The sequence below is a fragment of the Streptomyces sp. NPDC012474 genome, assembly GCF_042955185.1.
Lineage (GTDB): Bacteria > Actinomycetota > Actinomycetes > Streptomycetales > Streptomycetaceae > Streptomyces > Streptomyces cahuitamycinicus.
In genome coordinates this window covers 271,204-285,741 of sequence record NZ_JBIBEP010000005.1, presented here as the reverse complement: position 1 = coordinate 285,741, position 14,538 = coordinate 271,204, and the positions used below count along the sequence as shown (strand labels likewise).

Sequence of the window (14,538 nt, the reverse complement as noted above, 5' to 3'; positions counted from 1 at the left end):
CTATGCCCCCGCCTTGGTGACGGCCGGTTCGTCGGTCAGCGTGGTCTGTTTGGGTACGTCGAGTTGGCCGGTCTCGTGGAATTCGAGCTGGCGCCGGCGGTTGGCGATGATGCCTTCGGGGCGGAAGCGCATCAGGAGGACGAGCGCGATGCCGAAGGCGAGGAGTGACTTCTCCTGGAGGAAGACGAGCTTTTCGGGGAGCAGGTAGAGCAGGGCGGCGCCGAGGAGGGGTCCTGCGACGGTGCCCATGCCGCCGAGGACGACCGCGGCCAGGAGGAACGCGGAGTTGGGCGGGGTGGAGCCGGCGAACTGGTAGGGCGTGGGGACGACGCTGTAGGTGACGTGGGCGCTGACGGTGCCGGCGAGGCCGGCGAGGGCGGCGCCGAGGGCGAAGGCGACGAGTTTGACGCGGAAGCCGTTGATGCCCATGGCGGTGGCGGCGGTCTCGTCTTCGCGGATGGCGATCCAGGAGCGGCCGATGCGGGAGTCCGCTGCTCGGGTGTAGACCAGGACGACGATGGCCATGATGAGGACCATCAGGAGGTAGTAGTTGGCGAAGCGGCCGAGGGTGAATCCGCCGATGTCGTGGGCCTGCCCGAAGTTGAATCCGAGGAGGTTCAGGTCGGGGATGGAGGGGATTCCGTTGGGGCCGTTGGTGACGTCGGGTCCGGACTGGCCGTCCATGTTGTTGACGGCGATGCGGAAGATTTCGCCGAAGCCGAGTGTCACGATGGCCAGGTAGTCGCCGCGCAGTCGCAGGGTGGGGGCGCCGATGAGGACGCCGAAGACGAGGGATGCGGCGGCGCCGGTCAGGGCGGAGGCCCAGAAGGGCAGGTGGACGCCGGAGATGGTGGAGAACTCGGAGCCGGAGACGAGGGCGGCGGTGTAGGCGCCGACGCCGAGGAAGGCGACGTATCCGAGGTCGAGGAGTCCGGCGAGGCCGACGACGATGTTGAGGCCGAGGGCGACGGTTCCGAAGATCAGGATGTTGACGCCGATGTTGGCGTAGTGGTCGTCGGTCTGGGTGAAGGGGAAGGCGATGGCCGCGGCGAAGCCCATGGCGAGGGTGAAGCTGCGGTTGCCGGCGACGAGTGCGGAGAAGCGGTCGAGGAGGCCTGCGGTGTGCAGGGCCCAGATCGTGAAGGTGACGACGAAGAGGTAGCCGACGAAGAGTTCGCCGTACTCGGTGTCGATGCCGTAGGTGAAGACGCCGAGGCCGATGATGGTGACCACGGTGATCATGGCCCGCTGGATCCAGGGTGCGGTGGCCTGGGGGGCGGGGATGTGCTCGGGTTTGGCGATGTAGGCCTTGACGGCTTCCTTGGTGCCGTCGGCGTCGGTGCGCTCCTGGGGGAGGGCGAAGGCGCCGATGACGGGCAGCAGGGAGGCTACGGCCGCGATCCAGCCGCCGGGTTCGAGGTTGACGACGCCGCCGAGTGTGGTGCTGATGGCGATGACGGTGAACCAGGTGACGGCGAAGCCGCCGAGGGCGGTGAGGGCGAGCGGTGCGTTGTTGCGGCCGGGCAGGAGCCAGCCGAGTCCGCGGATGCCGTAGGAGGCGAGGGCGAACAGTGTGGTGAGGATGCCGGCGGTGAAGGTCAGCCACTGCAGGCCGCCGGGGTAGCCGTTGAAGGTGAGGTCGCCGGGGAATTCGGCGGTCCAGGTCCAGGCGAGGAACGCGGAGGCGGCGGTGGCGGTGCCGCCGGTCAGCAGGAGGCCGCGGGCGGCCGCGGTGGGCAGCGGGATGAGGCCGTGCGGTGCGGGCGTCGGGGTGGGGGCGGCGTCCGGCGTCGGGGTCTTGGTCGTCTCGGTCATGTGATCACGCCCTGTCCGCGACGCGCTCGCCGAGCAGGCCCTGTGGCCTGAAGAGGAGCACGAGGATGAGGAGGCCGAAGGCCCAGACGTTGGCCCAGCTCTGGCCGCCGAGCTGCTGCATGCCGGGGATCTCGTCGATGTAGGCGGAGGCGAGGGTTTCGGCGACGCCGAGGACGACGCCGCCGAGCATGGCGCCGTAGATGTTGCCGATGCCGCCGAGGACGGCCGCGGTGAAGGCCTTGAGGCCCATGAGGAAGCCCATGCGGTAGTCGACGTTGCCGTACTTGAGTCCGTAGGCGACGGCGGCGACGGCGGCGAAGAAGCCGCCGATGGCGAAGGCGATGACGATGATGCGGTTGGTGTCGATGCCCATGAGCTGTGCGGTGTCGGGGTCCTGCGCGGTGGCCTGCATGGCGCGGCCAGTGCGGCTGCGGCGCACGAAGAAGGCGAGGGCGGACATGCAGAGGACGGCGGCGAGGATGAGGAAGATGTCGGCGTCCTTGATGGTGACGGAGCCGATGTCGTGGGTGGCGTCGAGGCCGGGGAAGGCGCGGGCGCGGTCGGCGCCGGGGTAGAAGTTGCGTACGACCTCCTGGAGGGCCAGGGAGAGGCCGATGGCGGTGATCAGCGGTGCCAGGCGTGGTGCTCCGCGCAGTGGTCGGTAGGCGAATCGTTCCGCTCCGACGGCTATGAGGATGGCCACGAGGGCTCCGCCGAGGAGCATGAGGGGTACGGCGAGGGCCATCGAGGTGCCGTCGGGGAGGATGTAGAAGTAGACCGTGAGGGCGCCGAAGGCCCCGGTCATGAAGATCTCGCCGTGCGCGAAGTTGATGAGCTGGACGATGCCGTACACCATCGTGTAGCCGATGGCGATCAGCCCGTACATCGAGCCTAGGAGCAGCCCGTTGGCCAGCTGCTGCGGCAGGGTGTTCACCGCGTGGCCTCCATGTCGCTGGTGGTCGTGTGCACTGGATGCGTGCGTGGTCGCGTTCTGTGTGGGGGTGTGAGAACGGGCCGCGCGGTCGGGGTCCTCCTTCCGCGCGGCCCGTGGTGAGGCTTGCTGGGGGGCCGGTGTTACTGCAGGTCGGCGGTGCCGGTCTCGACGGCCTTCCAGGCGCCCTTCTCGACCTGGTAGACGGTCAGCTGCTTGTTGGTGGTGTCGCCGTACTCGTCGAAGGCGATCTTGCCGGTGAGGCCTTCGAAGTCGGCCTTCTGGACACCGTCGACGACCTTGGAGCGCAGGTCGTTGATGTCGGTGGGCACCTTGCCGCCGTTGGCGTCGGCGGCGGCCTTTACGGCCTTGATGATGGCGGTGGTGGCGTCGTAGGCGTAGGCACCGTAGGCGCCGTAGTCGCCCTTGTAACCCTTGTCCTTGTACGTCTGAATGAAGGTCTTGGCGGCGGGCAGGGTGTCGGCGGGGACGCCGATGGCGGTGGCGAGGTCGCCTTCGGAGGACTTGCCGGCGGCCTCGATGTAGGTGGTGGCGAACATGCCGTCGCCGCCGAACAGCGGGATCTTGACGCCGGCGTCCTTGAGCTGCTTGGTGATCAGTGCGGACTCGTCGTACTGGCCGCCGTAGTAGAGCAGGTCGGCACCGGAGTTCTTGATCTTGGTGACGAGGGAGCCGAAGTCCTTGTCGCCGGTGTTGACGTGGTCGGTGCCGACGACCTTGCCGCCGAGCTTCTTGTACTGCTCGTTGAAGATCTTGGCGAGGCCGGCGCCGTAGGTCTGCTTGTCGTCGACGACGAAGGCCTTCTTCTTCTTGAGGCCGTTGTAGGCGTAGCCGGCCGCGAAGCTGCCCTGCAGTTCGTCGGTGGTGGCGGTGCGGAAGTACGTCTTGAAGGGACGCTTCTTGTCCGTCTGCCAGTTCTTGCCCTGGGTCAGCTCGGGGGCGGTGTTCGCGGGGGAGATCTGGACCATGTTGGCCGAGGCGAACACCTGCTGCATCGTCTGGGCGACGCCGGAGTTGAGCGGGCCGACGGCGCCGACGGCGGTCTTGTTGCCGACGATGTTGGTGGCGTTGGTCTGGCCGGTGGCGGGCTGCGCCTTGTCGTCCAGGGCCTGGAGCTTGAATTTGACGCCCGGGACCCAGTTGTTCTTGTTGGCGTCGTCGATGGCTATCTGGGCGCCGTACTGGATGCCGAGGCCGGTGGTGGAGTTCTCACCGGAGAGGGGGGCGTCGACGCCGATGGTCAGCGTGGTGCCGCTCCCGTTGTCTCCGCCCTTGTCACCGCTGTCGTCTCGGGAGCCGCAGGCGGTGAGAGTCAGAGCTCCGGTCGTGAGCACGGAGGTAAGAATCACCAAGGAACGCTGTCGCACAATCAGTCCTTTCACAGGCAGGCCCCGCCCTGGTCGGGGGGTGAGTGCCGCGCTGGTACCGAACTCCCGATGGAGGCGGTGACTGGCCGTGACTCTAAGCCCGGGGTAAGGGCAGGGGCAGCGGCGTGGGCTGGCTTGTGACTTTCTTGTTATGACGGGGTGGATGTCCGGTCTCGGCGGCGGGCCCTCTCGACGGGTTTGGGGGATTTTCGCCGAGGTCCGCATTCTGAGAACTCGCACTTCCGGTTGGCCATGGCTGAGATCGTGCGGTACTCGGGCCGCGCGCGGCCGGGGAGGGATCGGAAAGGTCCCGGGCCATGGGCGCGACCGTGAATGGATCTGTGGCGTTGTTTTGCGTGCGCGTTACGGAGTGTTACGCCGAGAATTGGGACGGTCGGCGGCCGGGGGAAGTGCCGGGAAACGGAAACGGCGGTGCCCGGGGTGAATGCCCGGGGGTGTGGCGGCCGGTGCGGGCGGTGATCCCGGCGGTAGCGGCGCCGGGCGTGTCCGGTGGTCGGGCGAACCGGAACGGGCCGGCCTTCCAGGGGAGTTGAGAGGGCCGGAGCGGTGGCGCGCGGTGAGGCAGGCCGCCGCGGTGACGGCGAGGGCGCGTACGGAGGTCAGGACAGACCCTGGCGCGGGTGGGAGGGGTCTTCTCCCGTGGTGGGGGGGGGCGCCGGTGAAATGCCCGGGGGCGGTCGCGACAAGAACGCGACCGCCCCTCCTGGTTTTTCCCTGCGTCCGATCAGCCCGCGGAGCTGATGAGTTCCTCGTCGCCCGGCCGCACGTCGCGCAGCATGCAGGTCAGCCGGGCGGTGCAGACCCGCTTGTCGTCCTCGTCGGTGATCACGATCTCGTACGTGGCCGTGGAGCGCCCCCGGTGCACGGGTGTGGCCACGCCGGTGACCAGTCCGGAGCGCGCCCCGCGGTGGTGGGTGCAGTTCAGGTCGACGCCCACGGCGATCTTGGAGCTGCCGCCGTGCAGCATCGACCCGATCGAGCCGAGCGTCTCGGCCAGCACCGCGGAGGCCCCGCCGTGCAGCAGCCCGTAGGGCTGGGTGTTGCCCTCGACCGGCATCGTCCCGACGACCCGGTCCGCCGACGCCTCGGAGATCTGGACGCCCATCCGGTTGCCGAGGTGGCCCGCGGAGAACAGGGCCATGAGGTCCACGCCGAGCGCTGCGTACTCGTCGATGACCTCTTGCGGGAACTTCACATGCTGCTGCTCACCCATCGGGCCCGGCTCCGTTCGTCCTCGTCACTCGGCTGCCTGTGTCACTGAGCGAACGCTCAGTCGGTCGCCGATTGTTCCAGACGCACCACGACGGACTTGCTGGCCGGGGTGTTGCTGGTGTCCGCGGTGGCGTCCAGCGGCACCAGCACGTTGGTCTCCGGGTAGTAGGCGGCGGCGCAGCCCCGGGCCGTGGGGTAGTGCACGACGCGGAAACCGGGGGCCCGGCGCTCCACGCCGTCCTTCCACTCGCCGACCAGGTCGACGTAGGCGCCGTCCGCCAGCTTCAGGGCCCGCGCGTCCTCGGGGTGGACCAGCACCACGCGGCGGCCGTTGCGGATGCCCCGGTAGCGGTCGTCGAGGCCGTAGATCGTGGTGTTGTACTGGTCGTGCGAGCGCAGCGTCTGCAGCAGCAGGCGGCCCTCGGGCAGCCGCGGGTACTCCACGGGCGCGGCGGTGAAGTTGGCCTTGCCGGTGGCGGTGGGGAAGCGGCGCTCGTCGCGCGGGGCGTGGGGGAGCGCGAAGCCGCCGGGGCGGGCCACGCGCGCGTTGAAGTCCTCGAAGCCCGGGATGACGCGCGCGATGCGGTCCCGGATCGTCGCGTAGTCCTTCTCGAACTCCTCCCACGGCGTGCGGCTGTTCTCGCCCAGCACGCGGCGGGCCAGGCGGCTGACGATGGCCGGTTCCGACAGCAGGTGCCGGCTCGCCGGCTCCAGGCGGCCCCGGGAGGCGTGCACCATGCCCATCGAGTCCTCGACCGTCACGAACTGCTCGCCGCTGCCCTGCAGATCGCGCTCGGTACGCCCGAGCGTCGGGAGGATCAGGGCGCGCGCGCCGGTGACCGCGTGCGAGCGGTTCAGCTTCGTCGACACGTGCACGGTCAGCCGGGCCCGGCGCATGGCCGCCTCGGTGACGTCCGTGTCGGGGGACGCCGAGACGAAGTTGCCGCCCATGGCGAAGAACACCTTCGCCTCGCCGTCGCGCAGGGCACGGATGGCGCGTACGACGTCGTAGCCGTGCTCGCGCGGGGGCGCGAAGCCGAACTCCTTCTCCAGGGCGTCCAGGAACGCCGGCGCGGGCCGCTCGAAGATGCCCATCGTGCGGTCGCCCTGCACGTTCGAATGCCCGCGCACCGGGCACACGCCCGCACCCGGGCGGCCGATGTTGCCGCGCAGCAGGAGGAAGTTGACGACTTCCCTGATCGTGGGGACCGAGTGCTTGTGCTGGGTGAGGCCCATCGCCCAGCACACGATGGTGCGTTGCGAGGCCAGGACCATGCGGAGGGCCTTGTCGATGTCCTCCTCGGTCAGGCCGGTCGCCGTGAGCGTCTCGTCCCGGTCGGCGGCGCGGGCGGCCTCGGTGAACTCCTCGTAGCCGTGGGTGTGCTCGCGGACGAACGCCTCGTCGACCGCGCCGTCCGTCTCCAGGATCAGCTTGTTCAGAAGGCGGAACAGGGCCTGGTCGCCGCCGATGCGGATCTGCAGGAACAGGTCGGTGAGCGCGGCGCCCTTGACCATGCCCTGCGGCGTCTGCGGGTTCTTGAAGCGCTCCAGGCCCGCCTCGGGCAGCGGGTTGACGCTGATGATCTCGGCGCCGTTGTCCTTGGCCTTCTCCAGCGCGGACAGCATGCGCGGGTGGTTCGTCCCCGGGTTCTGTCCGGCGACGATGATCAGGTCGGCCTGGTAGAGGTCTTCCAGCAGGACACTGCCCTTGCCGATGCCGATCGTCTCGGACAGGGCCGAGCCGGACGATTCGTGGCACATGTTCGAGCAGTCGGGGAGGTTGTTCGTGCCGAACTCGCGGGCGAAGAGCTGGTAGAGGAACGCGGCCTCGTTGCTGGTGCGGCCGGAGGTGTAGAAGACGGCCTCGTCCGGGGAGGCGAGCGCGGCGATCTCCTCACCGATGATGTCGAAGGCGCGCTCCCAGGTGACCGGCTCGTAGTGCGTACCCCCCTCGGGGAGGTACATGGGGTGGGTCAGCCGGCCCTGCTGGCCCAGCCAGTAGCCGCTGCGGCCGGCCAGGTCGGCGACCGGGTGCGCGGCGAAGAACTCGGGCGTGACCCGGCGCAGGGTGGCCTCCTCGGCCACGGCCTTCGCGCCGTTCTCGCAGAACTCCGCCTTGTGCCGGTGCTCCGGCTCGGGCCAGGCGCAGCCGGGGCAGTCGAAGCCGTCCTTCTGGTTCACGCTCAGCAGGGTCAGCGCGGTGCGCTTCACACCCATCTGCTGCTGGGCGATCCGCAGCGTGTGCCCGATCGCGGGGAGCCCCGCGGCCGCGCGCTTCGGCTCGGCGACCTGCGGCGCGTCCTGAACCGGATCGCTCTTGGGCGGCTTCGACGCCATCGCACACTCCCCTTCGACTGCGCTGTGAGGTACGTCTCCGATCCTCGCACGGGCAGGTGACAACGGGCCCGGGCGGGACAGGGGGACCGGACGGAATCGGTGGTGCGCGGTGTCCCCGGCGAGGATGTGCCGGGCCCGGCACCCGCGGGACCGGGACCTACTGTCAGTGGGGCGTGGCAGGATCGGGGGCGTGGCAGAGACAGCATCGAAGACGACCGACCAGACCTCCGGCGGCAGCCGGCCGCGACTGATGCTCATGGACGGGCACTCGCTGGCCTACCGAGCGTTCTTCGCGCTGCCCGCGGAGAACTTCACCACCGCGACGGGCCAGCCGACCAACGCGATCTACGGCTTCGCGTCGATGCTCGCCAACACGCTGCGCGACGAGGCGCCCACGCACTTCGCGGTCGCCTTCGACGTCTCCCGCAAGACCTGGCGGTCCCAGGAGTTCACGGAGTACAAGGCGAACCGCTCCAAGACCCCCGACGAGTTCAAGGGCCAGGTCGAGCTGATCGGCGAGCTTCTGGACGCGATGGGCGTCGCCCGCTTCGCGGTGGACGGGTTCGAGGCGGACGACGTCATCGCCACGCTCGCCACCCAGGCCGAGGCCGAGGGCTTCGAGGTGCTGATCGTCACCGGCGACCGCGACTCGTTCCAGCTGGTCAGCGAGCACACCACCGTGCTGTACCCGACCAAGGGCGTCTCCGAGCTGACCCGCTTCACCCCGGAGAAGGTGTTCGAGAAGTACGCGTTGACGCCCGCGCAGTACCCCGATTTCGCGGCCCTGCGCGGCGACCCCTCCGACAACCTCCCCGGCATCCCCGGCGTCGGCGAGAAGACCGCCGCGAAGTGGATCAACCAGTTCGGCTCCTTCGCCGAGCTCGTCGAGCGCGTCGACGAGGTCAAGGGCAAGGCCGGCCAGAACCTCCGCGACCACCTGGAATCCGTCAAGCTCAACCGTCGGCTCACCGAACTGGAGCGCCGGGTGGAGCTCCCCAAGGGCGTCACCGAACTGGAGCGCGCGGCCTACGACCGCAAGGCCGTCGCGATGGTCCTGGACACCCTGGAGATCAGAAACCCCTCGCTGCGCGAGCGGCTCTTCGCCGTCGACCCCGGCGCCGAGGAGGCCGAGACCACCCCGATCAGCACCGAGGGTGTGCAGCTGGACGGCACGGTGCTCTCCACCGGCGAGCTGCCGGCCTGGCTCGCCGAGCACGGCACCCAGCCCCTCGGCATCGCCACGGTCGACACCTGGGCGCTCGGCGCCGGTTCCGTCGCCGAGGTCGCCCTCGCCGCGTCCGAAGGCCCCGCCGCCTGGTTCGACCCGTCCGAGCTGGACGAGGCCGACGAGCGGGCCTTCGTGGCCTGGCTCGCCGACGCCGCCCGGCCCAAGGTCCTCCACAACGCCAAGGGCGCCATGCGCGTCTTCGCCGAGCACGGCTGGAGCGTCGAGGGCGTGCGCATGGACACCGCGCTCGCCGCCTACCTGGTCAAGCCGGGCCGCCGCTCCTTCGACCTGGACGCGCTGTCCCTGGAGTACCTGCACCGCGAGCTGACCCCGGCCGCCGCGGCCGACGGCCAGCTCGCCTTCGGCGCGGAAGACGGTGCCGAGGCCGAGGCCCTGATGATCCAGGCCCGCGCCGTCCTGGACCTGGGCCAGGCCTTCGAGAGCCGCCTGGAGGAGGTCGGCGCCGCCGACCTGCTGCGCGACATGGAGCTGCCCACGTCGGCGCTGCTCGCCCGCATGGAGCGGCACGGCATCGCGGCCGACCGGCCCCACCTGGAGGCCATGGAGCAGATGTTCGCCGGCGCCGTCCAGCAAGCGGTCAAGGAGGCCCACGCGGCGGCCGGGCACGAGTTCAACCTGGGCTCGCCCAAGCAGCTCCAGGAGGTCCTCTTCGGTGAACTGGCCCTGCCCAAGACCAAGCGGACCAAGACCGGCTACACCACGGACGCCGACGCCCTCGCCTGGCTCGCCGCGCAGACGGACAACGAGCTTCCGGTGATCATGCTCCGCCACCGCGAGCAGGCCAAGCTCCGGGTGACCGTCGAGGGCCTGATCAAGACGATCGCCGCGGACGGCCGCATCCACACGACGTTCAACCAGACCGTCGCCGCCACCGGCCGCCTGTCCTCCACGGACCCGAACCTGCAGAACATCCCGGTCCGCACCGACGAGGGCCGCGCCATCCGCCGCGGCTTCGTCGTCGGCGAGGGCTTCGAGTCGCTGATGACGGCCGACTACAGCCAGATCGAGCTGCGAGTCATGGCGCACCTCTCCGAGGACGCGGGCCTGATCGAGGCGTTCACCTCCGGCGAGGACCTGCACACCACGGCAGCCTCCCAGGTCTTCGCTGTCGAGCCGACCGCGGTCGACGCCGAGATGCGCCGCAAGATCAAGGCCATGTCGTACGGCCTGGCCTACGGGCTGTCGGCCTTCGGCCTGTCCCAGCAGCTGAACATCGACGCGGGGGAGGCCCGCTCCCTGATGGACGCGTACTTCGAGCGGTTCGGCGGAGTACGGGACTATCTGCGCCGGGCGGTCGACGAAGCCCGGGCCACGGGCTACACGGCCACGCTCTTCGGGCGCCGCCGCTACCTCCCCGACCTCAACAGCGACAACCGCCAGCGCCGCGAGGCCGCCGAGCGGATGGCCCTCAACGCGCCCATCCAGGGCACTGCGGCCGACATCGTCAAGATCGCCATGCTCAAGGTCGACGACGCCCTGAAGGACGCCGGCCTCGCCTCCCGCATGCTCCTCCAGGTCCACGACGAGATCGTGCTGGAGATCGCCCCCGGGGAGCGGGCCGCCACCGAGGAACTGGTCCGCCGGGAGATGGCGAACGCCGTCGACCTCCGCGTCCCGCTGGGCGTCTCGGTGGGCTCGGGCCCGGACTGGGAGTCGGCGGCGCATTAGCCCGCCGGGCGGGTGGGCGCGGTGGCCCGGGTGGGCGGGGGGTTACCCCTGGCCCGGGCCCCGTGCCGGCCGGAGATGCCGAGGCTTTCACCCGCCCGAGGCACCGGAGTCTTCCCTCAGCCGGGCCCTGGGGACACGCCTCAGCCAGGACACCGGGTTGCCCCGGCCACCCGTACCGCCCCGCTTACGGAAACCGTCACTCGCGTGGCCCCCGAGAAGGCGCCTTCACCCATGCTGCTCGCAAAGATGCGGGGCATGGGTATACGCACGCTCCTCCGCCGCACGGCATCAGGCGTGGCACTGCCGCCGGTCCCGGCGTTCGAGGCCGCCGCGAGTACGGTTCGCGTCCCCGTCACCTTCACCTCGGCCCTGCGCCACGCGACGGCGGACCTCCGGCAGAGCCTGGCCACCCGCAGGCGGCGGCCCACCGGCTCCGCCGACACCGGCGCCCTGACCGCTGCCACGGTTCTTCCCGGTGCAGCCGACCTGCCCGCCGCTCTCGCGCTCGCCGACGGTGAAGCTCTGGCCGCCCTCACCGGTGTCGTCGACGGGGATGCTCTGGCTGCGCTCACCGGTGTCATGGACAGGGATGCTCTGGCTGCGCTCACCGGCCTCACCGGCACCGACGCTCTCGCCGCCCTCTCCGGCGTCATCGGCGCCGACAACACGCTGACCGTCGCCGATCTGTCCGCCCTCACCGGCAACGGACCCACCGACGCCCGGCCCCCCTGCAACCCCGATACCCCGGGCAAACCCTCTCGCCGCTGGGCCCGACTGGCCCGCGACTACCTGGCCCTAGTCCTCACCCTGCTCCCACGCCCCCGCCCCGCGCACACCACCATCACCGTGTACATCACGACGGACAGCACGCTCAGCGAGCGGCCGGGCGGCTCGGCTCCTTCTCGGCGGCAGGGGCCGGACCGGTGGGGACCGGAACCGGACGGCGCGCCCTGACCCCCATGGCGTAGAGCAGCAGCGCCGGGACGAGTCCCGCGCCCGCGCCGAAGCACACCGTCGGAATGATCTCCCACGGCTTCGCGGCCGAGCCCCAGTACGCCCACCACCGCGACGCCCGCTGCACCGCCCCCGCCAGCGCGAAGCCGCCGATCAGGGCAGCGGCCGCCCACCGGTCCCGTACCGCGAGGACGGGGATCCCCACCGGCTCGCGTACGGGGACCCGCCGCAGCGCACGCGCCACGAACACGGCGATCACGACCGCGGCCACCGCCGAACCGCCGTACTGCAGGTACCAGTACAGCGGCGAGCCCGCCACCTCCCGGCCCAGCACCGGAAACAGCCGCATGCCCCACCGGTCGAGATGCGTGAACGCGTCCCACACCACATGGGTCAGCGCACCGAGCACCGCGGACACGTACCACCGTGCCATCAGCGACGGCCGCACCCGCTCGCGCGGCGCCCCGCACCGCAGCAGGGCCGCCACCCTCCCCTGCCGGCCCCGGGGCAGCAACGCGACGAGCGGCTCACGCACCAGCAGCCACAGCCCCACCAGCGCCCAGGCGATGAGCACATCGACCGTGAAGACACCCGGGAGGGCGTGCGTGACGTCACCGAACTCCATCGCCTCGGACAGCACACTCGCCGCGTAGTAGGTCATGTCGGGCGCGAAAGAACCCGCCACGAGCACGGCGGGCACCAGCGGACCCCGGCCGGTGCCGTCGGTGCGTACGGCGGGCAGCACGGCTGCCGCATGGCTCAGTGTGAACGGCAACTCGGCTCCTCGCGACGGTCGTTGCACCAGGCCGGGAAGCCCGGCGGTCAGTGGCCCAGTATGCGGGATGCCGCTGCGCCGACGACGTCAAGCGGCACACATGACCAACTGGTGAAAATCGGTCACGAACGGGTGCCCGAGCAAACGAAGTTGCCGTAGGGTCGCCAGAGTCGCCGCGCGGGGAGCGCGTCGATCAGGTGAACGCGGTAAAGAGCAGAGCACGCAGGAGAACAGAGTTGTGGCCGTCGGAGGGCAACCCCTCGGGCGGTTGGATCGTCACAACAGGGCGAACACTGCAGACGTAGACCGGGCGCTCGGGCGTCCACGGGAGGGGTTCACTCTATGGCGGCGCAATTCGGCAGGAGGCTGCGCAAGGGGGCGGCGACCACCGCCGTGGCCGCGGTAGCGGTCGCGGCCCTGTCCGCTTCCCAGGCTCCGGGTGTGAACGACCACGGCAGACAAGCCGCTGCCGACGCCACCCCCTCACCCGAAGCGGGTGCCTCCGACGGCAGCGCCACCGGCAACTCGCCGTACTACACGGACCTGCCTCCGCTCAAGAGCCCGAACCCGTCACCGTCCACGGGCCCCGGCCCGGGCGGCACGGGTGTCACGGAAGCCGGCATCCCCGCGACCGTCCTCGACGCCTACAAGAAGGCCGAGACCGCGCTGCGCGAGGCCAAGCCCGGCTGCAACCTGCCCTGGCAACTCCTCGCCGCCATCGGCCGGGTGGAGTCGGGACAGGCCCGAGGCGGCCGCGTCGACGCCGACGGCACCACCCTCAAGCCGATCCTGGGCCCGCAGCTCGACGGCAACGGCTTCGCCCTCATCCGGGACACCGACGACGGCGCGTACGACGGCAACAGCTCGTACGACCAGGCCGTCGGCCCCATGCAGTTCATCCCCTCCACCTGGGCCTGGGCCGGCCGCGACGGCAACGACGACGGCAAGAAGGACCCCAACAACATCTACGACGCCGCGCTCGCCGCCGGCCACTACCTGTGCCGCAACAGCTGGGACCTGTCCCAGCAGGGCGACCTCGACCGCGCGATCCTCAGCTACAACAACTCGCGGGAATACCTGAACCTCGTCATGAGGTGGCTGGAGTACTACCGCAAGGGCACGCACGAGGTCCCGGACGGCACCGGCACCCTTCCCGGCAACCGCAGCGACGACGGCGCGGGAACGAGCACCACGCCCACCACACCGGGCGCCACCACACCGGGCGCCACCGCTCCCGGAAACTCGACGCCCGGGTCCGACCGCCCCGAGCCCGACAGGCCCGACAGGCCCGGCAAGCCCGGCGGCGGTACGACGCCCCCGAAGCCGCCCACCACTCCACCCACCACCCCGCCCGGCACGCCGTCCACGCCGCCCGCGACGACTCCCACCCCCACCGACACGGTGGACCACCTGGAGGACGCCGGAACCGCGAAGCTCACCGCCATGGCCGGCGACGCGTTCGGCAAGCGGATCAGCACCCGCGCCGAGACGGAGGCCGGCAAGGCCGTCGCCAAGGTCAGGGTCCGCTTCACGATCGTCGGCGACACGGACACCACCTTCACCGGCGGTGAAGGCGTGGCCACGGTCGCCACCAACAGCTCCGGCGTGGCCGTGGCGCCCGCCCTGCAGGCGGGGGAGAAGACCGGCGCCGTCACCGTCCGCGCCACCGTGGTGGGCCGTACCGTCCCGGGCCTCGACTACAAGGCCACCGTCACCGAGCGCGCCGCGGACGCCCTCGCCCGAACCGGCGACGCCGCACTGACCTGCGCCCCCGGCGGCGAGTTCGCCGACCAGGTCGAGGTGAAGGCCACGTACCAGGGCGCCGTCGCCGACGGTGTCGCGACCACCGCCACGCTGATCACGTCGGCGGACGACGCGACCGCCAACGACAAGGGCCCCTACTTCAAGGACGCCGACAACAAGACCGTCCGCACGCTCACGGGGCTGAAGACGGACGCGAAGGGCCTGCTGAAGCTGCCGAAGCTGTACGCGGACGACACGACCGGCACGTTCCTGCTCCGCATCACCACGGCCGGCGGAGCGACGCTCACCGTCGAACTGACCGTGGCGGCGGCCGAGACGTCCTCGCCGAGCCCGTCGGCCAGTCCGAGCGCATAGCTCTCAGGTACGACACACGACGCCCCTTCTTACGAGGAGGGGCGTCGTTGTGCGTGCAACGTGTTCTCAT

Annotated in this window: 9 protein-coding genes; 3 read left to right on the top strand and 6 right to left on the bottom strand. The window is 70.5% G+C overall.

The window, feature by feature from the left end; all coding sequences use genetic code 11:
• From ACFY9S_RS14245 to ACFY9S_RS14225, 5 genes are all read right to left on the bottom strand, one after another.
• Positions 1–1,815, bottom strand: coding sequence for a branched-chain amino acid ABC transporter permease (locus ACFY9S_RS14245; protein WP_391127288.1), 1,815 nt, complete (start codon positions 1,813–1,815; stop codon positions 1–3).
• Positions 1,816–1,819: 4 nt separating this feature from the next.
• On the bottom strand, positions 1,820–2,749 hold the full coding sequence (locus tag ACFY9S_RS14240) for a branched-chain amino acid ABC transporter permease (RefSeq protein ID WP_391127285.1): 930 nt from the start codon (positions 2,747–2,749) through the stop codon (positions 1,820–1,822).
• A gap of 140 nt (positions 2,750–2,889) precedes the next feature.
• A complete protein-coding gene (locus tag ACFY9S_RS14235) occupies positions 2,890–4,119 on the bottom strand; it encodes an ABC transporter substrate-binding protein (RefSeq protein ID WP_391127282.1) in 1,230 nt (409 codons plus the stop codon).
• A gap of 760 nt (positions 4,120–4,879) precedes the next feature.
• Positions 4,880–5,368 carry a hotdog fold thioesterase gene (locus ACFY9S_RS14230; RefSeq protein ID WP_391127279.1) on the bottom strand — a complete coding sequence of 163 codons (489 nt, stop codon included), beginning with the start codon at positions 5,366–5,368 and terminating at the stop codon, positions 4,880–4,882.
• A gap of 56 nt (positions 5,369–5,424) precedes the next feature.
• On the bottom strand, positions 5,425–7,704 hold the full coding sequence (locus tag ACFY9S_RS14225) for an FdhF/YdeP family oxidoreductase (protein WP_391127276.1): 2,280 nt from the start codon (positions 7,702–7,704) through the stop codon (positions 5,425–5,427).
• Positions 7,705–7,894: 190 nt separating this feature from the next.
• Here ACFY9S_RS14225 and polA point away from each other — a divergent pair, with 190 nt between their 5' ends.
• A complete protein-coding gene (gene polA, locus ACFY9S_RS14220; RefSeq protein ID WP_391127273.1) occupies positions 7,895–10,621 on the top strand; it encodes a DNA polymerase I in 2,727 nt (908 codons plus the stop codon).
• 255 nt (positions 10,622–10,876) lie between these two features.
• Positions 10,877–11,575, top strand: a complete 699-nt coding sequence (locus ACFY9S_RS14215) for a hypothetical protein (RefSeq protein ID WP_391127270.1) — start codon at positions 10,877–10,879, stop codon at positions 11,573–11,575.
• On the opposite strand, the gene ACFY9S_RS14210 is transcribed toward ACFY9S_RS14215, so the two are convergent.
• The gene (locus tag ACFY9S_RS14210; RefSeq protein WP_391127267.1) at positions 11,493–12,350 is read right to left on the bottom strand and encodes a DUF4184 family protein; all 858 of its coding nucleotides are present in this window, start codon (positions 12,348–12,350) and stop codon (positions 11,493–11,495) included. The genes ACFY9S_RS14215 and ACFY9S_RS14210 overlap by 83 nt on opposite strands.
• A gap of 342 nt (positions 12,351–12,692) precedes the next feature.
• On the opposite strand from ACFY9S_RS14210, the gene ACFY9S_RS14205 reads away from it, so the two are divergent.
• Complete coding sequence (locus tag ACFY9S_RS14205) at positions 12,693–14,468, top strand: lytic murein transglycosylase (RefSeq protein WP_391127264.1); 1,776 nt, start codon at positions 12,693–12,695, stop codon at positions 14,466–14,468.
• Positions 14,469–14,538: the final 70 nt, after the last annotated feature.

Bases quoted from the DNA above. Each gene is read 5' to 3' on its own strand.
- ACFY9S_RS14245 (WP_391127288.1), bottom strand. From the start codon at position 1,815: ATGACCGAGACGACCAAGACCCCGACGCCGGACGCCGCCCCCACCCCG.
- ACFY9S_RS14230 (WP_391127279.1), bottom strand. From the start codon at position 5,368: ATGGGTGAGCAGCAGCATGTGAAGTTCCCGCAAGAGGTCATCGACGAG.
- ACFY9S_RS14225 (WP_391127276.1), bottom strand. From the start codon at position 7,704: ATGGCGTCGAAGCCGCCCAAGAGCGATCCGGTTCAGGACGCGCCGCAG.
- ACFY9S_RS14215 (WP_391127270.1), top strand. From the start codon at position 10,877: ATGGGTATACGCACGCTCCTCCGCCGCACGGCATCAGGCGTGGCACTG.
- ACFY9S_RS14205 (WP_391127264.1), top strand. From the start codon at position 12,693: ATGGCGGCGCAATTCGGCAGGAGGCTGCGCAAGGGGGCGGCGACCACC.